General features: G+C 75.0%; 8 protein-coding genes. 3 read left to right on the top strand and 5 right to left on the bottom strand.

Annotation, left to right across the window (positions count from 1 at the left end):
* Window positions 1-57 precede the first annotated feature (57 nt).
* The 4 genes from ACZ6D7_RS21590 to ACZ6D7_RS21575 form a co-directional block, all read right to left on the bottom strand.
* Window positions 58-1,194, bottom strand: coding sequence for an alpha/beta hydrolase (locus ACZ6D7_RS21590; protein WP_469492800.1), 1,137 nt, complete (start codon window positions 1,192-1,194; stop codon window positions 58-60).
* A complete protein-coding gene (locus ACZ6D7_RS21585; protein WP_469492797.1) occupies window positions 1,191-3,593 on the bottom strand; it encodes a thioester reductase domain-containing protein in 2,403 nt (800 codons plus the stop codon). Before ACZ6D7_RS21585 ends, ACZ6D7_RS21590 begins: the two co-directional genes overlap by 4 nt.
* 75 nt (window positions 3,594-3,668) lie before the next feature.
* Entirely contained in the window at window positions 3,669-17,471 is a 13,803-nt protein-coding gene (locus ACZ6D7_RS21580; RefSeq protein ID WP_469492794.1) for an SDR family NAD(P)-dependent oxidoreductase, read from the bottom strand.
* 140 nt (window positions 17,472-17,611) lie between these two features.
* Window positions 17,612-19,321 (bottom strand): fatty acyl-AMP ligase, encoded by a 1,710-nt coding sequence (locus ACZ6D7_RS21575; RefSeq protein ID WP_469492791.1) that lies wholly within the window; start codon window positions 19,319-19,321, stop codon window positions 17,612-17,614.
* Between the two features lie 312 nt (window positions 19,322-19,633).
* On the opposite strand from ACZ6D7_RS21575, the gene ACZ6D7_RS21570 reads away from it, so the two are divergent.
* Window positions 19,634-20,728 carry a baeRF3 domain-containing protein gene (locus ACZ6D7_RS21570; protein ID WP_469492789.1) on the top strand — a complete coding sequence of 365 codons (1,095 nt, stop codon included), beginning with the start codon at window positions 19,634-19,636 and terminating at the stop codon, window positions 20,726-20,728.
* Window positions 20,729-20,793: 65 nt separating this feature from the next.
* On the top strand, window positions 20,794-21,819 hold the full coding sequence (locus ACZ6D7_RS21565) for a Gfo/Idh/MocA family protein (protein ID WP_469492786.1): 1,026 nt from the start codon (window positions 20,794-20,796) through the stop codon (window positions 21,817-21,819).
* A 13-nt stretch (window positions 21,820-21,832) separates the two neighbouring features.
* Here ACZ6D7_RS21565 and ACZ6D7_RS21560 read toward each other — a convergent pair whose 3' ends face one another.
* Complete coding sequence (locus ACZ6D7_RS21560) at window positions 21,833-22,246, bottom strand: SsgA family sporulation/cell division regulator (RefSeq protein ID WP_469492784.1); 414 nt, start codon at window positions 22,244-22,246, stop codon at window positions 21,833-21,835.
* A gap of 349 nt (window positions 22,247-22,595) precedes the next feature.
* On the opposite strand from ACZ6D7_RS21560, the gene ACZ6D7_RS21555 reads away from it, so the two are divergent.
* Window positions 22,596-24,026: a PP2C family protein-serine/threonine phosphatase gene (locus tag ACZ6D7_RS21555; protein ID WP_469492782.1), complete on the top strand. Its 1,431-nt coding sequence runs from the start codon at window positions 22,596-22,598 to the stop codon at window positions 24,024-24,026.
* Window positions 24,027-24,028 lie beyond the last annotated feature (2 nt).

Here is a 24,028-nt window from a genome sequence, read left to right as displayed (position 1 = left end):
CTCCTGCGGTATGTCCGGGTTACTGACGCGTACGGTAACCGGCTCACGGGGTCGCCGTCACCGTCGTTCGCCGAGGAATTCCAGGATGTGTCCGAAGACGTCGAGGGCGGCGCCCCGGCCGAGGAAGGTGTCGAGGTGGCCGTAGCCCGGGATCTCGGTGTAGCGCACGTCGAGCTGGGGCTGCCTGCGGGCGAGTACGTCGCGGCAGAGCCGCTGGGAGTCCCCCCACAGTCCGTTCTCGCTGCCGGAGAGCAGCAGGACCGGGGTGTCGATGCGGCCGGCCGCGTCCAGGGCGTTGGGCGGCAGGGCCCGGTAGCGGTGGTCGGTGTCGTTCCAGCGGACCACCGTGCGGGCCAGCTCGATCCGGCGCAGATGGGGCAGGATCCACAGCGGGGCGGGGCCGAGCAGCTCGGCGAGCCGGTCATGGGTGGCCTCGGCGAGGTTCTCGTGCACGAAGAGCGAAGCACCCGTGCCCCAGGCGGAGTTGTGCAGGATCTGGCAGGTCGGGTCCGGGCAGCTCGCGTTGCGGGAGGCCAGCGCGAACAGCGGGGTGTACCGGGAGCGCAGGCCGACCTTGCGGAAGTCGACGGGGATGTGGTCGAGGCGGCTCCTGAGCAACTCCCCCGCCAGGGACATGCGCAGGGAGGTGCGGCCGGCCCACTTCGGTGTGAGGAAGACGCCTTGGGAGACCACACCCGCCAGTCCGGGTACGAGGCCGGCCGTGAGGGACAGGGAGAGCGCGAGGGAGCCGACGCAGTGGGCGACGACGAACAGCGGCCGGTCGCCGACGCGTTCGCGGACGCGCGCGACGGCGGCCGGGATGTCGTGGAGCGCCACGTCGTCGTACGTGTACCGCTGCCCGGTCTCGTTGTAGGGCAGCCGGCTGCTGCCGCGCCAGTCGAGGAGCCAGGGCTCGTAGCCGTCGTCGAGGAGGGAGTCGACGAGGTTGCGGGTCTCGGGCAGCAGGAACATGTCGGCGGACGCGGTGTGGCCGTGCAGGAGGAGCACGGCGGGGCGGCCGCTCTCCCCGGGGTCCACGCGGGTGAGGCCGAGCCGGACGCCGTCGGGCGCGTGGAAGGGGATCTCCTCGACCCGGGCCGGGTCGAGCCGGTGGCGCAGCGGACGCAGGGCCGGGGCGGTCCTGACCCTACGGAGTGCCGGACGGGCGGTCGCGCGGGTGGTCCTGAAGATCATCGGTGGTGCTCCGTGGGGTTCGGGGTACGGCGCAGGTCGAGCAGGTCCGCGCCGGCCCGGGCGAAGGGGCCGAGCAGTCCGCGGCCCATCTCGACGCCGAACCAGGCGAGCCAGGTCAGCTTCGCCGCGCGCTTCTCCTGGCCGGTGAGGTGCGGGGCGACCCTGATGCCGTCGATCTGGTCGCGGACGTAGGAGTCGGCGGGGACGACGACCTCCCCGGCCAGCGTGGCCGGTTCGCCCTCGCGGCCGATTTCGACGGTGAGCGTACGGGTCTGACGCCACAGGTCGCGGCGGGCGCGGGCGTACTTGTGGCCCTCCAGCCACCAGAGTTCACCGTCGGCGTCCCGCAACCGGAGTCGGTAGCGCAGGAGTTGGTGCTTCAGACCGTGGTGCTGCGGGATGCCCTCGTCCGGGCGGACCCAGACGTCGCCGCCGACGACGGTGAGGGGTTCGGGGTGGACGGCCGGGCAGTCGACCCGGCCGGTGACGTCCAGCCGGCGTTCCCGTACGAGCTGGTACATGCTCGCGAGGGAGAGGGTGAGGGCCATCGAGCACGGCGTGCTCTCGGTGCGGCCGTCGAGCGGGCGCACGCTGCCCCGCGTGCTCTCCTCGAACCACAGGTAGGGCTGGTCGTCCTGGTGCGGCAGCCGGGCCAGGCCGTCGGCGGCGAGCTGCTCGAACGTCCTGAGCTGGGCCCGGGCGTCGTAGCGGGCGGCGGGCGGCAGGCCGAGGGCCTCGACGAGGGCGGCGGTGCGCTCGCCCTCGGCGGCGGGGCCGGTCAGGGTGGCCTCGCACAGCTTCAGGGCGGTGGGGCTGTTCAACACCCGGGTGAGGAAGGAGAGTTCGGGGACCGGGTCGGCGTCCAGCCGGGCCAGCGTGTCGGCCCGCCACTCGTCCCAGTCCTGGACACGGACGTGCATCCCGCCGAACGCCATGTCCCGCACGACGTCGTCGAGCGTCTGGGGGACGCCGGTGAGGTTGTAGTCGAAGCCCCAGGCGTCGGGTTCGCAGACGACGGCGGCGGCGACCCGGCTCACCCAGTCGACGGGGGCCACGTTGAGGTGGCGGAACGCCGGTACGGTCCGGAAGCGGCCGAAGGCCGAGATCAGGCCACTGCTGAGGTCCTGGGCGTTGTGGGCGCCGGTCTTCGTGTGGCCGCCGATGCCGCCGGGGCGCAGGGCGGAGACGATCAGCCCGTGGTCGCGGGCGCGGCGCAGGGCCACCTCGGCGGCCCACTTGGACTGGTCGTAGCCCGCGACGAGCCGGTCGGCGTGGGCCAGCGGGTCGTCCTCGCCCAGGGAGGTGATGCCGACCTCGTTGAAGACGGCGATCGAGGAGATGTGGTGCAGCGGCTTGGGGCGGCCGGTGGCGGCCAGTTCGGCGAGGGTGAGGGCGCCGAGGACGTTGCTGCCGCGCAGCGACTGGTAGCCGCGCAGGAAGTCGACCGCCGCCGCGACGCCGACCACGCTGTCCAGTTCCTCGGCGAGGGTGTGCCACAGCTCGTCGGACAGGCCGAGGCGGGGCCTGCGGATGTCGCCGGGGAGCACGGTCACCCGGCGGCGGATCTCCGCGTTCCACGGCAGCCGGTGGCTGCGCAGGCTCTCCCCGAGCCGGGCGGTCGCCGCGTCCTCGTCGTCCGCGCGGACCAGGCAGTGGACGTGGGCGTCACTGTGCCGGAGCAGGTCGAGAAGCATATGGCCGCCGAGGAAGCCGGTCGCTCCGGTGAGCAGGATCCGGCGGGGCGGCACGGGCTCGGGCCGGCGGACGAAGGGCAGCCGGTCGGCGAGCGCGAGGTCGGCGAGGATCTGGTCGAGGTCCTCCCGACGGGCGGTGGTGGCGGAGGAGAAGGAGGACGAGGGGGTGCTCGGGTCGGTGCCAGTGCCGAGGGCGGTACCGAAGGCGGTGCCCCGGTCGGTGTCGGGCGGCGGGAGCACTGCCGGGGCTGCCGTGGCCCCGGTGAGCGCGAGGCCCGCCGACGTGCCGACCGTCTCCAGCCAGCGTCGGGCCAGCCCGACCGGGCGGGCGTCGGCGAAGACGTCGTCGAGGTCCAGCTCCACGCCCAGGTCGCGCTCCAGCTCCGCCGCCAGCTCCACGGCGTGCACGGAGCTGCCGCCGGCATCGAAGAAGTCGGTGTCCGGGGCGAGGTGTCCCTCGGGCAGATACCGTCCGGCCGCCTCCGCGATGGCGGCGGCCAGACCCGCCACGTCCGGGACGGGGGCGACGGGAGCGAGGCCGACCGGCGTCGGCGCAGGCGCAGGCACCTGCGCCGCCTCCGGTCGCCCCTGGCCGACCATGGCCAGCAGGTCCGTCACACTCAGGCCGGGGCCCTCTCCCCCGCCCCGCTCGATCGACTCGGCGATGGCCCGCTGTCCGGCGTCCGCCGTCGCGTCCTCGTTCATGTCACGCATCAGAGCCCTTCACGATGTGCACGTTCCTGTTCCGCCCCTTCGGTCCCGCGGCGCCGCCGCACGGCGTCACCGCTGCTCCCACGACCGGAACGCCCGCAGGTGTTCCGGTGTGGCCACGGCCTCCAGCAGTTCGTCGTCCTGGTCGCCCCCGCCGAGCGCGGCCACGATCCGCCGGGCGGGCGCGTTGCGTGGGGTGCGTTCCGCCGTCAACCGGACCTTCGCACAGCCGAGTTCGTCGGCACGGTCGGCCAGCCAGGTCAACAGGCGTTCCTCGACGCCTCGTCCGAGCGCGCGGCAGCTCATCAGCCAGGCGAGGACGTCGAGCCGGTCGCCCTCGGCGCGGATCGCGAGCAGGCCGATCTGGCCGTAGTCGCCGAAGCGGTCGCGGGCCGCCGCGGTCCACACCTCGCCCCGCCGCCGCCACCGGTCGAGGTCACCTCCGTCGGCCGAGCGGGCGCGGAGGGTGAACTGGTTGGTGCGGCGGACGAGTTGCTCGGCCCGCGGGACGTCGTCGTCACCCAGGCGACGGATGTCGACATCCAGCTCCAGCTGGGCGAGGAACTCCTCGAACCCGCCCTGCTCCGCCTGTTCCCGGACGGCGTCCCGCTCCCGCTCCTGGTCGTAGAAGCGTGCTCGCAGCACGTCCTCCGCCGTGGCGGCCGCCGGGACCAGCGGCCACAACCGGACCAGGAACTCCTCCAGTTCGGCCTCCGCCGGGCAGGTCACCGCCAGCACCTCGGGCAGCGTCGACCGCATCCGGCCGATCTCGGCCGGGTTGTCGTCGAGGAAGAGGAAGCTGTCCAGCCCGAGGCCGAGCGTGCGGGCCGCCTCCGTCAGCCGGGCGGGCTTCGGGCCCCACGCGGCGGACAGGACGCTGAAGTGCTCGGCCTTCAGCAGGCTGTCGGGGCGGTCGAGGACGGCCCGTACGGTCTCCTCGTCGTTGTTGCTGACGAGCGCCAGCAGCGCCCCGGCCTCGCGCCACCGCAGCAGCCGGCGCGCGAGCGCGGCCCGGGGCCCGGACAGGTCCACGGCGTCGGGGCCGATCTCGCCGGCCACTCCGCTCCACAGGGTCTCGTCGCCGTCGACGGCGATCACCTTGGGCGCGGGCCGCAGCACGGCCCGTGCGGCATCGGCGAGGCAGAGGGCCACCGCCGCCTGGAAGGGCGGGGTGAAGGGGAGGTGGGCGAGCCGCTCGGTGCGCTCGTCGAAGGGTTCCGCCACGGTGTGGTGCCGGGTCCAGTGGCCGGCGCCGAGCACCGCGATGCCGGGCCGGTCGACGAGTTCGGCGGTGACCTCGCGTTCCCAGCGGGCGAGGCGTGCGTCCTCGCCGGACGACGGCAGGAAGCCGACGATCAGCGGCTTGCGGGTACGTTCGGCCAGGGCCCGCAGCGCGGCCGGGTACTCGGTGCGCAGCTCGGCGAGGAGCGTGTCGTCGACCGGGCCGAACCGCTCCAGGTCCTGGGCCCGCAGCAGCACCACGCCCACCGCGGTGGCGGGGTCGGCGAAGACACCGGACGGGTCGCGCAGCGCCGCGAGCACATGGTGGTAGGGCGCCTCGGCGACCGTCGGGCCACGGCCGCCGTCCCCGAGGGCCGCCGCGCACATCAGGGGGAGGTTGCCGAGGGCGAAGGTGGCGGCCAGGGCGAGGCCGCCCGAGCCCACAGTCTCCTCAGCCGGCCGGACGGCGACGACGCCGTCCTCCACCGGCCGTACGGCGACAACCCGGTCCTGCACCGGCCGGACGAGCGCGGCCGCGTCCTGCACCGTCTCCCCCAGCAGCCGCAGGAGCTCCTCCCCCAACCCGGCCGTGTCCGCCGTGTCGAGGATGTCGAGGTTGTGGTCGAGCCGGATCCGGCCCGCGTCCGGGGTCATCGTGATCATCAGGTCGAGGTCGGAGTACCCGGTGCCGGCCGGCAGCACCTCCAGCCGGTCGAGGCGGCCGCCGTGGCGGACGTAGTTGAAGTACACCTCCACCAAGGGCGCGTCGGCCCGGTGCAGGCCCTGCCGTGCCAGCGTGGCCAGCACGTCCGAGAACATGGCGCCCTTGGTCAGGAGCCGGCGCAGCCGCAGGTCGGTGCGGCGCAGGACGTCCTCGACCGGCTCGCCCGCCCGCGCCTCGGCCGGGAACGGCACCGGGACTCCGTAGAAGCCCACCGCGTCGAAGGCGTCGGCGTGGATCCGGGTGTCCACCGGTACGGCGAGCACGAACCGTTCCCGCTCGCGCAGCCGCGCCAGCAGCACGGTGAGGGTGCCGAGGCAGAACGCGGCCGGGGTGACGCCGAGCCCGCTCGCGGCCGTGGCGACCCGCTCCATGAGGCCGTCGGGGATGTGCACCGTGACACTGCCGGCCCGGTAGGAACGCTCGGCGGGGCGCGGGCGGGAGAGCGTGAGATCGAGCCGCCCGCTGCCGTCGAAGGCCTCGTGCCACGCGGCGTCGGCGGTGCCCTCGCCCGACTGCTGGGCCTGGATCAGCAGGTGGACGTCCCGGTTGGTGACGTCGGCGGGGAGCGTGGCGCCGGACAGGCCGGCGTCCGTCTCGCCCGCCACCAGCAGCAGGGACTGCAGATCGCTCACGACGTGATGCGCGCCGAGGAGCAGGATCTGGCCGTCCGTCCCGCCGTCCAGCAGCTCGAACCGCCACAGCGGGGCGGCCGTCAGGTCGAACGGCGGTTCCAGCAGGGCGCGGAGGCGTTCGCCCGTGTCCACCTCACCTGTGACGGACGTCCATCGAAGCGGCGGCTCGGCCAACTCCCGGACCACGCACAGCTGTCGGCCTCGGTCGGCGCCGGGTACGACGGACGTCCGCAGGGCCGCGTGCCGGGCGGCGAGGCGGGTGACGACGGCGGTGAGCGCCTCGCGGGTGGTCGGCGCGGTGAGGCGGAAGGCGAGCCCGACGGCATGGGCCGCCTGCGGCATCTGGGGCCGGGCACTGCGCAGCAGGCGTACGACGTCCCGGGTGACCGGCAGCAGTTCGGTCTCCGGCACCTCCTCCACCGGGGCGTCGGCGGCCGGTGCGTCGACGGGCCGGTCGGGCAGGGCGGCGGCCAGGGTGCGCGCGAGGGCCTGTATGTCGGCGGTGGCGAACACCTCGGCGGTGGGCAGTTCGACGCCCAGTTCGCGGGCGAAGGCGTTGCGCAGCCGGACCAGCATCAGGGAGTCCAGGCCGAGTTCCTTGAGCGCGGTGCCGGCGGAGACGTCCACGAGGCCGCCGGAGACCTCGCCGACGCGGGCGCGGACGTACTCCTCCAGCCAGGTGACACGGTCCTCGGCGGTGGTGGCGGCGAACACCTTCCGCACCAGGGCGTCGGTGTCGCCCGTGCCCGTGGGCGCGCCGACGAGGTCGGCGAGGAGCGGGCGGGAGCGGACCGCGTCCGGGGCGAGCGCGAGCAGTTCCCGGTCCAGGGCGAGGGGGGCGAGCTGGCGGCGGGAGGTGTCCAGCACACGGTCGAACAGTTCGCCGCCCTCCTCCGGGGAGAACGCGACCAGCCCGGACCGGCCGGTCTCGGCGGCCCGGGTGCCGGACCCGGCGACCATGCCGACGCCGGACCAGGCGCCCCAGTCGAGGCTGAGCGCCCGGCGTCCGGTGCGCGAGAGATGGTGGGCCCAGGCGTCGAGGAAGGCGTTGGCGGCCGAGTAGGGGCTCTGTCCGGCCGAGCCGAGCAGACCGGCGGCCGACGCGAACAGCACCAGGTTCTGTGCCTCGGGGGCCAGTTCGGTGAGCAGGGCAGTGCCCAGCACCTTGGGGGCGAGGACCCGCAGCACCCGCTCGTCGGTGAGGTTCGGCAGGGTGGCGTCGTCCAGGACACCGGCCGCGTGCACGATCCCGGCGAGTGGCCCGGCCTCTCGTCGTACGGCGTCCAGGGCGGCCGTGAGTGCGGCGCGGTCGGCGACGTCGGCGCGCGCGAGGTGCACGGTGACCCCGCGCCGCTCCAGGTCCCGGATCCAGCGCTCGGCGTCCGGGGCGGGCGTGCCCCGGCTCATCAGGGCGAGCCGACGGACGCCGCGCCGGACCAGCCGCTCGGCGACGACCCGGCCGAGGCCGCCCAGACCGCCGGTGACGAGGTACACGCCGTCCGGTGTGCCGCCGCCTCCCGTGTCCGGGCGGGTGCGGGCCAGGCGCGGGACGAGCCGGCCCGGCTCCCGCAGGGCGACGAGCCGCTCGTCGTCGGCGTGCCACAGCTGGGTCCACAGGGCGTCCGCGCCGCCCACGGGCGGCAGGTCGACGAGGGTGACCGCCAGCTCGGGGTACTCCTGCGCGACCGCGAGGCCGAAGCCCCAGGCGAGCGCCTGCTGCGGGTGGGCGACCTGTTCGCTGGCGCCGGCGGCCTGGGTGCCCCGGACGACGGTGAACAGGCGCGGGGCGTGCCCGCGCGGCCGATCGGTGAGCGCCCGCACCAGGTGCAGCGTGCCCAGGCAGCCCAGCCGGGCCGCCTCCTCGGCCGTGCGGGGGTCCACGACGGCCGGCGCGTCCAGCGAGGTCAGCTGCACGATCCGGGTGGGCAGGGCGTCGGCGTACGCCTCGTCGAGCAGCCGGGTCAGGTGCGCGGGGTCGGCCGGGTCGAGGACGTACCGGCCGGGCCCCTCGACGGCGAAGTCCGTCCCCCGGCGGGCGACGACGTACGGCACGGTCGTCGTGTCGAGGCGGGCGATCAGTTCCTCGGCGGTCCCGGTGCTGTCGGCGAGGATCAGCCACCCGCCCTCGGCCGGGGGTTCCTGCGCGTCCGGGCGGGGCTGCCAGCGGGTCTCGAAGAGGGCGCCGTCGAGCGGGGAGAGCGCGGCCAGCCTGAACTCCTCGGCCTCCAGCAGGAGGTGCCCGTCCTCGTCCCACAGGCGCAGGTCGAGGAGGGCGGTGTCCCCGGTGACGGACCGCAGTGCGCAGCTCACCCAGGCGGGCGTGCCGCGCCGCCCGGTGTGTCGGACCCGGCCGAAGCCGGCGGGCACGAACGCCCGGCCTTCGGGCGCGTCGCCGGGCAGTGCGGCCGTGTGGAACGCGGCGTCCAGGACGGCGGGATGGATCAGGTGCCCGGCCGAGGGCCGCTCCGTGAGCCGGCCGACCGCGGCGGTGTCCGTGCGGTGGGCCGAGTCCAGGTTGCGGAAGGCGGGGCCGTAGTCGATGCCGAGGGCGCCCAACCGGGCGTACACGGGGCCGAGTTCGACCGTCTCCGCACAGCGCTCGCGGACGTCGTCCAGGCGTGCTTGCGGGGTCGGCCCGTCGGCGACGACCGAGCCGGAGACATGGAGTTCCCAGCGCTGCCCGTCGGCGGCCGCCGCGGAGATGGTGAACTCCCGCGAACCGCCGTCGTCGGCGTGCCGCAGCACGAGCTGGAGGCGTACCGGCCGGTCCTCGGTCAGGCGCAGGGGCTGGAGGAACCGCACGTCCGCCAGCCGTACCTCGCCGCCGTCGGTGAGGGTGGCGCCCGCCTCCAGGGCCATGGTGAGGAAGGCGGCGCCCGGCAGCCAGATCTCGCCGGCCACCCGGTGGTCGGTGAGGTGGGCGAACCGGCTGTCGCGCAGGTCGAGTTCGCTCTGGAAGAGGTGGCGGCCGGGTTCGTCGCTGGCCTCGACGTGGGTGCCGAGGAGCGGGGAGGCGCCGGGCGAGCCGGCCGGGGAGGGGGCGAGCCAGTGGCGTTCGCGGGCGAAGGCGTAGGTGGGCAGGTCGAGGCGGCGGCCCCGCGGGAACAGCGCCGTCCAGTCCGGCTCGTGCCCGGCGGTGTACAGCTCGCCGAGCCGGCGCAGCAGGACGCCGGGGCCGTCCTGGCCGCGGCGCAGCGAGCCGACGGCGACGGCGTCGACACCGGCCTCGGCGGCCACCGCCTCCACGGCGGCGGTGAGCGAGGGGTGCGGGCTGAGTTCGACGAAGTAGCGGTAGCCGTCGTCCAGCATCCGGCGCACGGTGTCGGCGAAGCGGACGGGCCGGCGCAGGTTGGCGAACCAGTACGCGGCATCGAGGCGGTCCCCGTCGACCGGCTCGGCGCGCACGGCCGAGTACAGCGGGGTGGGCGTCCGCCGGCCGCGGACGCCGGAGAGGCGGTCGAGCAGTGCGTCGCGCAGGGGTTCCATGCGCGGGCTGTGGGAGGCGAACGGCGTCGACAGGGGCCGTACGGCGACACCCCGCTGCGCCAGCAGGACGCGCAGCTCGTCGAGCGCGTCGGCGTCGCCCGAGACGGCCGTCGCACGGGCGCTGTTGACCGCGCCGACGAACAGCCGTCCCGCGTACGGCGCGAGCAGCTCCTCCACCTGCGCGCAGGGCAGTTCGACGGCGATCATGCCGCCGTGTCCGACGTACGGGACGACCGCTTCGGCCCGCCCGGTCACCACGGTCACGGCCTCGTCGAGACCGAGTGCCCCCGCGCTGTACGCGGCGGCGATCTCGCCGAGGCTGTGTCCCACGACGGCGTCCGGGGTGACGCCGAGGCCGCGCCAGGCCGCGGCGAGGGAGGCGTTGACGGCGAAGAGGACCGGCTGGAGGTACTCGGTGCGCTCCAGCGGGGAGAACTCCTCCGGTGCGCGCAGCGCGTTGAGCACGGACCAGCCGGCGTGCCGTTCCACGGCCGCGTCGATCCGGGTCAGCTCCTGACGGAACGCCTCCGAACCGGCCGCCGACTCCAGTCCCATGCCCGGCCATTGGCCGCCGTGCCCGGCGAAGACGAACGCGATCTTCCCGTCCAGCTCCTCGCGGGGCGCGGCCAGCGGCGCCCGGCCGGACGCCAGCGCGTCGAGGACGGTGCGCAGTTCGCCGCCGCCCCCGGCCACGATCGCCGCGCGGTGCTCGAAGTGGGTGCGGTGCCGGGCCAGGGTGTGGGCGAGGTCGGGCAGGGCGGTGTCCGCGGTCAGCCGGGCGGCGAGCCGCGCGGCCTGCCCGCGCACGGCGGTCTCGCTCCGCCCGGAGAGCACGAACAGTCGCTTCCCGTCGGCGGGTCGGGACGCGACGACGACCGGTGCGGTGGGATCGGACACGCCGACCGGCTCGGCGGGTTCGGGTACGGCGGGCGGCCCGGCGGGTTCGGGCAGGGTGACCGGCCCGGTGGGATCGGACGCCGTGACCGGCTCGGCGGTGGGCGCCTCCTCGACGATCACGTGCGCGTTGGTCCCGCTGATCCCGAAGGCGCTGACCCCGGCGCGCCGGATCCGCTCCCCCGTGCCCGGCCACGGGCGGGCCTCCGTCAGGAGCCGCAGTCCGCTGTCGTCCCAGTCGACGTGCCGGCTGGGCGTACCGGCGTGCAGGGTGGCCGGGAGGGTCCGGTGGCGCAGCGACTGCACCACCTTGATCAGTCCGGCCACCCCGGAAGCGGCCTGGGTGTGCCCGAGGTTGGACTTCAGCGACCCCAGGTACAGCGGCCGGCCGGCGGGCCGTCCGGCGCCGAAGACCTCGGACAGGGCGTTCGCCTCGATCGGGTCGCCGAGGGTGGTGCCGGTGCCGTGCGCCTCCACGTAGTCGATGTCGGCGGGGCCGAGCCCGGACAGCTCCAGGGCGCGCCGGACGACCTGCTCCTGCGCGGGACCGTTCGGCGCGGACAGCCCCTGGCTGCGGCCGTCCTGGTTGACGGCGGTGCCACGCAGCACGGCGAGCACCTCGTCGCCGTCCCGTCGCGCGTCGCCGAGCCGCTTCAGTACGAGCATGCCGGCACCCTCGGCCCAGATCGCGCCGTCGGCGTCGTCGGAGAAGGAGCGGCAGCGGCCGGTGGCGGAGAGTCCGCGCAGCCGGCTGAACTCGACGAAGGTCTGCGGGGTGACCATCAGGGTGACGCCGCCGGCGAGCGCGAGGTCGCACTCGCCGGAGCGCAGGGCCTGGGCGGCCAGATGGGTGGCGACCAGCGACGACGAGCAGGCCGTGTCGACGGTGAGGGCGGGGCCGTGCAGCCCGAGGGCGTACGCGAGCCGTCCGGAGGCCACGCTGAGCGCGGAGCCGGTGCCGACGTACCCGTCGAGCTGGTCCAGCCGTGAGCCGGACAGGTAGTCGCTGCCGAACATGCCGATGTACACGCCGGTGGTGCTGCCGGCGAGGGTGGCGGGCACGGTCCCGGCGCGTTCCAGGGCCTCCCACGCCGTCTCCAGCAGCAGTCGCTGCTGCGGGTCCATGGCGGCGGCCTCCTTCGGGGTGATGCCGAAGAAGCCCGCGTCGAAGGAGGCGATGTCGTCGAGGAAGCCGCCCTCCCGGGCGTACGACTTGCCGGGCGCGTCCGGGTCGGGGTCGTACAGGGACTCGACGTCCCAGCGGCCGGCCGGGAAGGGGCCGACGGCGTCGCGGCCGTCGGCGACCAGGCGCCACAGGTCGTCGGGGTCGTGGACGCCGCCGGGCAGCCGGCAGGCCATCGCCACGACGGCGATCGGCTCGTCGGTGGGGGTGGCGGCGCGTGCGGGCCGCGTGTCCGCCGTCGTCCGGGGCGCGCCGCCGAGCGTGGTGTCCAGCAGATGACGGGTGAGCCGGGCGGGCGTGGGGTGGTCGAACAGGAGGGTGGCCGGGAGCCGGGTCTCGAGGCGGGCGCCGATGCGGTTGCGCAGTTCGACGGCCGTCACCGAGTCCATGCCGAGGTCGCGCAGCGGCTGGTCGGTGCGCACGGCGTCCGCCGAGCGCAGGCCGAGGACGCGCGCGGCCTCCTCGCGGACGAGGGCGAGGACGCGCTCGGCGCGGTCGGTCTCGGGCAGCGCGGCCAGCCGGGCGGCGAGGCCGCCGCCCTGCCCGGCGGCGGTCCTGGGCGCGGGCAGCAGCGAGCGCCACAGCGCGGCGCCGCCCACGGACTCCCGGACGCGGGGCAGGTCCAGGGCCCAGGCGACCTGGTGCGGCGTACCGCGCCGCAGGGCGAGTTCGACCAGGTCACGGCCCTGTTCGGGGGTGAGGGCGCGGTGGCCGAGACGGGCCATGCGGGACAGGTCGGCGTGTTCGGCGGCGAGTCCCTCGCCGGCCCAGGCGCCGAAGGAGACGGACACCCCGGGCAGGCCCTGGGCGCGCCGGTGGTGGGCGAGCTGGTCGAGGAAGACGTTGGCGGCGGCGTAGTTGGCCTGGCCGGCGTTGCCCACGACTCCGGCGGCCGAGGACACCAGCAGGAACAGCTCCAGGGGCAGGTGCGCGGTGAGCCGGTGCAGGTGGGCGGCGCCGTCGACCTTGGGCCGCAGCACCCGGGCGAGCCGCTCGGGGGTCAGCTCGGCGAGCACCCCGTCGTCGAGCAGCCCGGCACAGTGCACGACTCCGCGCAGCGGCGACGCCTCGTCACCGGCGCGGGTCAGGAGGCCGGCCAGCGCCACCGGGTCACCGACGTCGCAGGCGGCCACCTCGGCGTCGGCGCCGAGCGTGGCCAGTTCGGCGACGGTCTCGGCGGCCCGGGGGTCCTCGGGCCCCTGCCGTGACGTCAACAGCAGGCGCGGTACACCGCGTTCGGCGAGCAGCCGGGCGATGTGGCGGGCGACGGCGCCCAGTCCGCCGGTGATCAGGACCGTGCCGTCGGCGGGCAGGCCGCCGTTCTCCTCGGCGCGGGCCCGGACCAGCCTGGGCACGAGCAACGCACCGGCTCGGTGGGCGAGTTCGGGTTCGTCGGGGTGGGCCACGGCCGCGCGCAGCGCGTCCACGTCCGCGGGGCCGTCGAGGTCGAGCAGGGTCAGCCCGAGGTCCGGGTGTTCCGCGCGGGCGCTGCGGGCCAGTCCCCACAGCACCGACTGGGCGAGGCCGGGCACGCCGTCCCCGTCGGCGGCGGCGACCGCGCCGCGGGTCACCCACACCGTACGAGCGGGCGGGTCGGCGATCAGCGCCTTCAGCTCGGCCAGTGCCGTTTCCGCCAACTCGCCTGCCGTCGCGGCGAGTTCCCCGTCGGGCCGCGGCCAGAACCGTACGACGATGTCGGCCCCCGCGTCCGCGCCCCGGGCCCCGGCCGCCGTGAGCGCACGCCGCGCGTCGGGGTCGCCGACGACCGTCCACTCCCGCTCCGGCGCGTCCACCGGGTCGAGCGCCGTCCACGCCACCTCGTACAGGTGCCGCGCGTTCTCCGCCCCGCCGCTCAGGTCCGCCGGGGTGACGGCGTGCAGCCGGACGTCCTCCAGCCGGCCCGCGGGGAAGCCGTCGGCGTCCCACAGCGTGACGTCGACAGTGGAGTCGCCGGTGCGCCGTACGGACACGGTCAGGTCGTGCGTGGCGGTGCCGATCAGCGTGCAGTGCCCGACGGCCACCGGCAGTGACACCCCGCCCTCGGAGGCGTCGAACGCGGCGGCGACGTGCAGCGCCGCGTCCAGCAGCGCCGGGTGGACCGGGTAGGGGTCGGCGACGTCCCGGGTGGCGGCCGGCAGGGACAGCCGGGCGAGCAGTTCGTCGTCGCCGGTGCGCACCGCCTCCCGTACGCCCCGGAAGGCGGGGCCGTAGCCGAGGCCCACGCCGGTCAGCCGCTCGTAGGTCTCCGGGGTCCAGGCCGGTGCGGCGTCCTGTGGCCAGGCCGGGGGCGGGCCGGACGCCTCCGACGGCCGCCCGGTGCCCGAGGCGGTGGCGTGCAGGGTCCAGCCCGTGCCCTCGTGGCCGCGCGGGCGGCTGTGCACGGTGACCTCCGGCACGGGACCGTCGGTGCTCACCTCGACGGACACCTCGACCGTGCCGGTGGCCGGCAGGGTGAGGGGGGCGAGCAGGAGCAGGCCGGTGAGGTCGGCGGGTTCGTCGGGGCGGGCCGTGGCGAGGGCGGCGCGGCAGAGTTCCAGCAGGGTCGTGCCGGAGATGACGGTCCTGCCGAACACGGTGTGGTCCGCGAGCCAGTCGGCGCTGGCCGGGGACCACTCGCCCCGGAAGGTCCAGCGGGACGCGTCGGCCGACTGGAGCTGGATGCCGAGCAACGGGTGCGCGGAGCGCTCGAAGAGCCCGCCCGCGCCGCCGGTGGAGCCCTCGGGTTCGATCCAGTACCGCTGGGTGTCCCAGGCGTACGTCGGCAGGTCCGCGGGCGCCGCGCGGGGGACGAGGCGGCGCCAGTCCACCGCCCCTCCCTGGACGTGGAGTTCGGCGGTCGCGCGGTCGAGGCAGGCGGGGCCGTCCGCGTCCCGGCGCAGGGAGCCGACGACGACCAGGTCCTCGTCGACCGTGCGCACCGCGGTCGTCAGGGAGGGGTGCGGGCCGAGTTCGACGAAGTAGCGGTAGCCGTCGGCCGCCATCCGCTCCACGGTGGGTGCGAAGCGGACGGGCTCGCGCAGGTTGGTGTACCAGTAGTCGGCCGCGAGTTCCTCGGTGACGGGTTCGCCGGTGACGGTCGAGTACCAGGCGACCGGGGCGGGGTAGGTGGTGACGCCGTCGAGTTCGTCGAGGATCTCCGCGCGGACCGCTTCGACCTGCGCGCTGTGGGAGGCGTAGTCGACGTCGAGACGGCGGACGAAGACCCCTTCGTGGTCCAGTTCGCCGAGCAGGTCCCGCAGCGGTCCGACCTCGCCGGCCAGCACCGTGGAGCGGCCGCTGTTGACGGCGGCGACGGACACCCGGCCGCCGAGAGCGGCCGTCCTGGCCTCGATCTCGGCGTGGGGCAGCGCGACGACGGCCATGGTGCCGGAGCCGGACAGTGCCGTCAGGGCCCGGGAGCGCAGGGCGACGACGGCGGCGGCGTCGTTGAGGCTGAGCGCTCCGGCGACGCAGGCGGCGGCGACCTCGCCCTGACTGTGCCCGATGACGCCGTCCGGGCGGATGCCCCGGGCCCGCCACACGGCGGCCAGGGACACCATCACGGCGAACAGGACCGGCTGGACGACGTCCACGCGGTCCAGGGACGGGGCGCCGGCGTCGCCGCGCAGCACGGCCGCGACGGACCACTCGGTGAAGGGGCGCAACGCGCCGTCGCAGCGGTCGAGTTCGTCCGCGAACACCGGGTCGGCGGCGAGCAGGTCGCGGGCCATGCCGGGCCACTGGGCACCCTGGCCGGGGAAGACGAAGGCGACCTTGCCGGGCGGGAGGGTTCGGTGCGGTCCGGCGGTGCGATCGGGGTCGGGCCGGCCGTCGGCCAACTCCTCCAGGGCGGCGAGCAGTTCGGTGGGGTCGGCCGCCTGGATCACGGCCCGGTGCGCGAAGTGGGTGCGGTGGCGGGCGAGGGTCGCGGCGACGGCGCCGAGGGCGAGGTCCGGCCGCTCCCGCAGCGTCGCGGCGAGCCGCTCGGCCTGTCCGCGCAGGGCGGGCAGGGACCGGGCGGAGAGCGGGAAGAGGACGTGGCGGCCGCCGGGAGCCGCCTGCGTCCGGGGCTCCCCAGTCGTCCGGGGCGCCTCCTGCGTGCGGGGCTCCCGCGGCGTCCGGGACGCCTCGTCCGTCCGGGCCTCCTCAGGCGTCCAGGGCGCCTCCTCCAGCACCACATGGGCGTTCGTGCCACTGATCCCGAACGCGCTCACGCCGGCCCGCCGTACCCGGTCCGCGCGGCGCGGCCAGGCCTCGGCCGTGCGCTGGATCCGCAGCCCGCTCCGCTCCCAGTCGATGTGCTCGGTGGGGGTCTCCGCGTGCAGGGAGGCCGGTACGCGCTCGTGGCCGAGGGCCAGCACGGTCTTGATCACACCGCCGATGCCCGCGGCCGCCTGGGCGTGCCCGAGGTTCGACTTCAGGGACCCGACGCCGAGCGGCCGGTCGGCGGGGCGGCCGGGGCCGAAGACGGCGGCGAGCGCGCCGCCCTCGATCGGGTCACCCAGCCGGGTGCCGGTGCCGTGCGCCTCGACGTGGTCGATGTCCTCGGGGCGCAGCCCGGCGGCGTCCAGGGCGGCCCGCACCACCCGCTCCTGGGCGAGGCCGTTGGGCGCGCTCAGGCCCTGGCTGCGGCCGTCCTGGTTGAGGGCCGAGCCCTTGATCACGGCGAGGACCCGGTCGCCGTCGCGGCGGGCGTCGGCGAGCCGCTTGAGGAGCACCAGTCCGCATCCCTCGGCCCACACCACCCCGTCCGCGTCGGCGGAGAACGGGCTGCACCGCCCGGACGGCGACAGCCCGCGCAGCCGGCTGAACTCGACGTGCCCGCGCGGGGTCACCAGCAGGGTGGCGCCGCCGGCCAGGGCGAGGTCGCACTCGCCGGCCGCGAGCGCCCGTGCCGCGAGGTGCAGGGCGACCAGGGAGGAGGAGCAGGCGGTGTCGACGGTGACCGCGGGCCCCTGCAGGCCCAGGGTGTAGGCGAGGCGCCCGGAGGCCACGCTGGGCGCGGTGCCGGTGCCGACGTGCCCGTCGAGCTGCCCGAGGGAGGCCCCGGCGAGGTAGCCGCTGTCGTACAGGCCGAGGTAGACGCCCGTGTCGGTGCCGGTCAGGGTGTCGGGGACGATGCCGGCGCGTTCGAGGGTCTCCCAGGCGGTCTGGAGCAGCAGGCGCTGCTGCGGGTCCATGGCGGCGGCCTCGCGCGGGGAGATGCCGAAGAAGGGCGCGTCGAAGCGGTCGATGGAGTCGAGGAAGCCGCCGCGCAGGGTGTAGGCGGTGCCGGTGGCCTCCGGATCGGGGTCGAGGAGGCCCTGGGTGTCCCAACGGCCCGCCGGAACCTCGGAGACGACGTCCCGTCCGGCGTCGAGGATCCGCCACAGCGCCTCGGGGTCGTCGGCCCCGCCGGGGAAGTGGCAGGCCATGGAGACGATCGCGACGGCGTCGTCGGTCCGGGTGGCCGGCGGTGGCGCCGGGACGGCGGGCGCCTCCTCGAACAGCGCGTCGGCGACGGCGGCGATCGTGGGGTGGTTGAAGATCAGGGACGGCTCCACCGGCCGGCCGGTCCGCTCCGCCAGCTCGGCGGCGAGGGTCACCAACTGGCGGGATCCCAGACCGAATTCGGCGATCGGCCGGTGCGGGTCGACCGCCGCGGGGTCGAGGCCGGCCGGCTCGGCCACGGCCGAGGCCAGCCAGTCGCGGACGTCCTCGGCGGTCGTCAGGGACGGGGCGGGTGTCGCGGAGCGGGAGGCGTTCGCAGGCATCGGAAGGGTGTCCTCGTGAACGGGGGTGCGCGGCGGATTCCCCGCGCCGTGTCTCGGGCGTACGGGGTGGACGGACTGCACGCAGTCCGGGAACGGGAACGGCCGCCGGCCCGGAACGGGCGGGCCGGCGGCGGCCGTCGTCATCCGGTGGCGGGTACGCCGACCGGGGAGAGCGCGCCGTCGAGGTAGGCCGCGCGGGAGGCGCGGCGCTGGATCTTGCCGCTGGAGGTCTTGGGGATGGTGCCGGGGTGGACCAGGACGACGTCGTGCGCGGACAGGCCGTGCGCCGCGCCGATCGCGGCCCGGATCAGGTCGGCGATCTTCTCGGCCTCGCCGGCCGCCTCGGGCGCCAGCTCGGCGACGAGGACGGGCTGTTCGCCCTCGGTGCCGCTGTCCACGGAGAACGCGGCGGTGCAGCCGGGCCGCAGGGCGGGGTGGCACAGCTCGGCGGAGAGTTCCAGGTCCTGCGGGTAGTGGTTGCGGCCGTCGACGACGAGGAGGTCCTTCAGCCGGCCGGTGACGAACAGCTCGCCGTCGCGCAGGAATCCGAGGTCGCCGGTGCGCAGGAAGCGGCCCTCGCGGCCGGGCAGGGTGGCGCGGAAGGTCTCCCGGGTGGCGAGGGTGTTGCGCCAGTAGCCGCGGGCGACGCTCGCGCCCTGGACCCAGATCTCGCCGGTCTCGCCCTCGACCAGCTCCTCCTTGCGGTCGGGGTCGGCGATGACGACGGTCATGCCCGGACCGGGCCGTCCGCAGCCGACCGCGGCGGCGTCGGGGTCGGCGTTCTCGCGCGCCAGGAGGACGGGGGCGGCGCCCACCGTGCCGCCGGTGACCATGACGGTGGCCTCGGCCAGTCCGTAGCAGGGGTAGAAGGCCTCGCGCCGGAAGCCGGCCGGGGCGAAGGTCTCGGCGAAGCGGCGCAGGGTGGCGGGCCGGATGGGTTCGGCGCCGTTGAAGGCGACCCGCCAGGAGCGCAGGTCGAGTCCGTCGAGGAGTTCGGGGGTGGCGTGCTTCAGGGCGAGTTCGTAGCCGAAGTTGGGGGCGCCGCTGGTGTGCGGGCGGTAGCGGCTGATCGCCTCGAGCCAGCGGGCGGGCCGCTGGAGGAAGTGCAGCGGGGAGATGAGGGTGGTGGTCAGGCCGAGGTGGACGGTGTTCAGGACCGGGCCGACGAGTCCCATGTCGTGGTACACGGGCAGCCAGCTGACGATCAGTTCGTGCCCGTACTCCTCGATGACGTCCGGGGTGTGCCCCATGCGCTCGGTGATGATCCGCTCGTTGTCCATGAGGTTGCCATGGGTGACGATCACGCCGCGCGGGGCGGAGGTGGAACCGGAGGTGTACTGGAGGAAGGCGACCGAGTCGTCCGTGAGGCCGGGTGCGCGCCAGGCCGTGGCCGCCTCGTCGGGGATGTCCTCCGTCACCACATGGGCGACGCCGTCGAGTTCGGGCAGGAGTTCGGCCATGGCGCCGAGGGAGGCGACGACCTCTCGGCTGCCGAGGATCGCCCGGGCGTCGGCGTCGGCGATCAGGCGCTTGGTCCGGGTCAGGGCCCGGTGGTTCCAGGAGTGGCCCTGCGGGGGTATGCCGGGCACGGCGACGACTCCGGCGGCCAGACAGCCGAGGTAGGCGCAGATGAACTCCAGGCCGGGCGGGTGGAGCAGCAGGGCCCGGGAGCCGGCGAGACCGCTCTCCTGGAGCCGGCCGGCGACGGCCAGGGCACGGGTGGCCAGGCGGGCGTAGGAGATTTCCTGGATCTCCCCGTCGCAGTCCCCCGTGACGAGGTGGCGGTAGGCGGTCCGGTCGGGCTGGTGCGTGGCGTGCGTGGTCAGCAGATCGACCAGGGAACGAGCCATGTTGACGAGTCTCACCTGTCTGGATACGGAGAAGAGGGACCCTGAAGGGGAACTCTAGTTCGATTTTCAACCGCTGGGGACTCGCGACGGTCCACCACCGGATGCCCCCTCGTTCAATGTGCTACCGATGAGTAACACCCTAGCAAGTCGCCTCGCACAGCGTGTCGAACAGATGTAAACCCTACGTATCCAACAGGGTTGACGGAAATCGAGCCGGAAACCCCCTGGCCACGGAGCCCTCACGGAGCCCCCGGCGTTCAGCCGGACGGAGCACGCCATGCCCGAAGGACGAATCAGTCCTATGGTGCTCATATGGAGCACGCACTCAGCCCCGCGACACTCTCCGAACTGCGGCGCCCCCGCCCCTATCCCGCGGTGTCCGTCCTGACGCCCACCCACCGCCGGGAACCCGAGAACAGCCAGGACCGGGTCCGGCTGCGCAATGTCGTGGCCGAGGCCAAGAAGCAGCTGGAGTCCGATCCGTCGGTCACCCGCGAACGGCGTGCCGACGTCGCCGACCAGCTCGACCGCGCCCTGGCCGAGGTCGACCTGGCGCACACCGAGGACGGCCTGGTCATCTTCGCCGCGCCCGGCGAGCACCAGGTGTGGTCCCTGGCCCGGCCGGTACCGGAGCGCGTCGTGCTCTCGGACACCTTCCTCACCCGCAACCTGGTCTCCGCACAGGCCGCCGAACGGCCGTTCTGGGTGCTGTCGGTCTCCCCGGACCGCGTCACGCTGTGGAACGGCGGCGTCGACCGGGTCACCGAGCAGCACTCCGCCGGCTTCCCGCGGGCCAATGGCCGCCAGAACTTCGACGCCGAGCGCCAGGAACAGATCGGCGACCTCCCGAGCGCGTTCCGCGACGAGGACACCCGCCACTTCCTGCGTGAGGCCGACGCGGCGATGAGCCGCCTGCTGCGCGCGGACCCGCGGCCGCTGTACGTCACCGGCGAACAGGCGGCCCTGTCGGCGCTCGAGGAGATCGGCACCGTCACCAGGGACGCCGTGCACGTCCCGCACGGCGGACTCTCGCACGGCACCCCCGACGCGGTGTGGCAGGCGGTACGGCCCCTGGTCGCCGCCGAGGCCGGCAGAAGCGTGGACACGGTCCAGCGGGAACTCGAATCGGCCCTCGGGCGCAAGCGGTTCGCGGCCGGCGTCGACGAGGTCTGGCAGAACGCGCGGGAGGGCCGGGTGCGGCTGCTGGCCGTCGAGGAGAACTACCGGGTGACGGTGCGCGACGACGGCGCCCATCTGGTCCCGGCCCTGAGCGGCGACCTCGACGCCCGCGAGGACATCGTGGACGAGATCGTCGAGCAGTGCCTGGAGACCGGCGCCGACGTGCGGTTCGTCCCGGACGGCACCCTCGGCGACGCCGCCGGGATCGCGGGCGTCCTGCGCTACTGACCACCGGCCCTCTCACTCCACCGGCGTACGCTACGGCGTGATCGTCGGCTGAGAGGGAGGCGCGCGTGGGTGACCTGCTGGGCGTGGCGGTACTGGGCGCCGGACACATGGGAGCCGACCACGTACGGCGCCTCGACCGCGTGGTGAACGGGGCTCGGGTGGCCGCGGTCGCCGACCCCGACGCCGCCCGCGCGAAGGAGGCCGTCGCCGGGATCGACGGGGCCTTCGTCCATACGGAGGCCGAGGCCGCGCTGGACGCGCCGGGCGTCGAGGCCGTGCTGATCGCCTCCCCCGGGCCGGCGCACGAGGAGGCGCTGCTCGCGGCCTTCGCGCGCGGACTTCCGGTGCTGTGCGAGAAGCCGATGGTGCCGGACTCGGCGGGCGCGCTGCGCGTGGTCGAGGCGGAGGCCCGGCTGGGGCGGCGGCTGGCCCAGATCGGGTTCATGCGGCGCTACGACGCCGAGTACCGCCGGCTGAAGGCGCTGCTGGACGACGGCCGGCTCGGGCGTCCGCTGATGCTGCACTGCGTCCACCGCAACGTCTCCTCGCCGCCGGACTTCACCAGCGACATGCTGATCAACAGCTCGGTGTCGCACGAGATCGACGCGGCCCGCTGGCTGCTGGGCCAGGAGCTGACGGCGGTGAGCGTGCTGCGGCCGCGCCCCTCCTCGGGCGCGCCCGGGGGTCTGCTCGACCCGCAGTTCGTGCTCTTCGAGACCGAGCGGGGCGCGCTGGTCGACGTGGAGGTCTTCGTCAACTGCGGGTTCGGCTACCAGGTGCGCTGCGAGGCGGTGTGCGAGCGGGGCAGCGCGCGGATCGGCGACGACCACGGCCTGCTGGTGACCGCCACGGGCACGGCCGGGGCGGAGGTCCCCCAGGACTACCTGGTCCGGTTCGTGGACGCCTACGACCGTGAGGTACAGGCCTGGGTCGACGCCACCCGGCGGGGCCGGGTCACCGGCCCGACCGCCTGGGACGGCTACGCGGCCTCCGTCGTCGCCGAGGCCGGGGTCACCTCCCTGGAGAACGGCGCGCGCGTGGCCGTGGACCTCGCCGCGCGCCCGGAGCTGTACGCGGTGACCGGCCACTGAGACCGGGCCCGCGTCAGACATTGCCGAGCAGCGCCTGCAGTCCCTGGTCGACGGCGGCGCCGACATCCTCCCGGCCCGCCGCGACCACGGCGTAGCTGCGCAGCAGGAACCGGTTGAGCGCGGGGGTGTCGAACTGGAGCAGGGCCATCCCGAGCGGTGAGTGGAACTCCACGACCGTCCGGGACCGGCCGCACGGCCAGATGTGCACGTCCCCGCTCCCGGCCGGCCCGCGCAGCCCCTCCTCCAGCAGGGCGCGGGCGAAGGTCCAGGTGACGCCCTCGCCGGCCAGGGAGACCTCCGGCGGGAAGTCGAGGTACACGGCGAAGGGATCGGTGGAGGCGTAGCGGAGCGTGGCGGGAACCGGCAGCTCCTGGTCCTCCCCGGTGATCAGGCGGGCGCGGACGGGCTGTTCGAGGGTGATGTCCATGCTTGTACGACCCCGATGGGGCCCTTCGCATTACGCGGAACCACGGATGAATTATGTGACCTGTGTCACGCTGTCCAGACAGGGGAACACACGACCGTCGAACACCCGACTGACGACCACCCCAGACCCCCCACAGGTCCCTCAAGTCACGTACGCCACCTACGACTTGCACCCCCGACCGGGCGACCTTCGGACGTACCCCGGCCACCCCTTGAAGACTGTGGCATATGCCAGAAGCACCACCGAATCGTGTGTTGCCAAATCCCTTACACGGCGTCGCGCGCTGTGCAACAGTCGTAACGGCCCTTCCGTCCCCTTCGTCGGACCGTTCCCGCATCGGAGTCGCGTCATGTCGTCCCCTCGCTCCGCGGACCACCCCGCCGCCCAGCCGCCGGGACGCGGCTCGGTCGACGCGCTGATCACGCAGACGCGACGGCTCAAGGGAGACGTGGACGCCGTACGACGGGACGCGCCGGGGGACACGGCGGACCCGCAGGGGCGCTGGCAGCGCGCGCTCTACGACCTGGCGCTGCACCAGCTCAACGACCTCGACGCCCACCTGGCCCAGCTGCGGGACGGCCCGGCCGCGGCCGTGGCGGCCGCCGCGCCGGCCGCCTCCCGGCGCGGCTCGCTGCTCAGCCGGGTCGGCAGCGCGGAGTGGAACCTGCTGACGGACGACGCCGTGTGGTCCGAGGAACTCCACCGGATCCTCGGCCGCGACCCGGCCGCCCCCGCGCTCACCCTCGACGAACTGCCGTCGCTGGTCCTCGACGAGGACCGGCCGAAGCTGACGGCCATGGTGACGGACTGCCTCGTCGACGCCCGGCCCATCGACGGCGAGTTCCGCGTCGTCCGGCCGGACGGCGAGGTGCGCACCCTGCACATGATGGGCGAGCCCGTGCTCGACGCCGACGGCGCCACCGCCACGATGTGGGCCGTGCTGCGCGACGTCAGCGAACTGCGCAGCCGCCGCCGGGAGGTGCGCGAGACCCATGACTCGCTCCACCGCCACCGGCAGGACACGCAGCGCGAACACCGGCTCGCGGTCGAGTTGCAGGAGGCCGTGCTGCCGCCCTGGCGCGGCTCCCTTCGGCTCCCGCGCCAGGGCCACGGCTCCCTCGACCTCGCCGCGCAGTACCTGCCCGCCTCGACGAGTTCCCTGATCGGCGGCGACTGGTACGACGCGCTCGAACTCCCCGACGGCCAGACACTGCTGAGCGTCGGCGACCTCACCGGGCACGGCCCGGCCGTCACCTCGAGCATGGCGATGATGCTGGGCGCCCTGCGCGGCATGGCGATGGCGGGCACCGCGCCCGCCCAACTGATGTCCTGGCTCAACCAGTTACTGGACTCCACCGTGCAGCCGGCCCTGGCCGGCGCCGTCTGCTGCCGCTACCGCCCCGACACCCGCACCCTGACCTGGGCACAGGCCGGACACCCCGCCCCGCTGCTGTACCGCGACGGGACGGGACGCCGGCTGGACACCCCCGACGGCGTTCTCCTCGGCGCCACCTCGGGCGCCGTCTACGGGCAGGCCGAGGTGACCCTCGAAGCGGGCGATCTGCTCCTGCTGCACACCGCCGGACTGTTGCCGACCGCCGCACCGGGGCACGCCGCCGGACCGGGGCACACGGACACACCGCACCGGCTCCTCGACCTCGCCCCCCGCCTCCGCGAGGCGCGCACCGCACAGGACTGCCTGCGGGCCGTCGTGGCGGAGTTCGGCGCGAGCGAGCGCGAGGACGACGCCTGTGTGCTCGTCGCCCGGGTGACCCCCTAGCC

The organism is Streptomyces sp. NPDC041784 (assembly GCF_055591025.1).
This window is presented reverse-complemented; position numbering and strand designations above follow the sequence as displayed.

Excerpts from the sequence above, each read along its gene's own strand:
- ACZ6D7_RS21590 (WP_469492800.1), bottom strand. The coding sequence starts at position 1,194 with ATGATCTTCAGGACCACCCGCGCGACCGCCCGTCCGGCACTCCGTAGG.
- ACZ6D7_RS21570 (WP_469492789.1), top strand. The coding sequence starts at position 19,634 with ATGGAGCACGCACTCAGCCCCGCGACACTCTCCGAACTGCGGCGCCCC.
- ACZ6D7_RS21555 (WP_469492782.1), top strand. The coding sequence starts at position 22,596 with ATGTCGTCCCCTCGCTCCGCGGACCACCCCGCCGCCCAGCCGCCGGGA.
- ACZ6D7_RS21560 (WP_469492784.1), bottom strand. The coding sequence starts at position 22,246 with ATGGACATCACCCTCGAACAGCCCGTCCGCGCCCGCCTGATCACCGGG.
- ACZ6D7_RS21585 (WP_469492797.1), bottom strand. The coding sequence starts at position 3,593 with ATGAACGAGGACGCGACGGCGGACGCCGGACAGCGGGCCATCGCCGAG.
- ACZ6D7_RS21575 (WP_469492791.1), bottom strand. The coding sequence starts at position 19,321 with ATGGCTCGTTCCCTGGTCGATCTGCTGACCACGCACGCCACGCACCAG.
- ACZ6D7_RS21580 (WP_469492794.1), bottom strand. The coding sequence starts at position 17,471 with ATGCCTGCGAACGCCTCCCGCTCCGCGACACCCGCCCCGTCCCTGACG.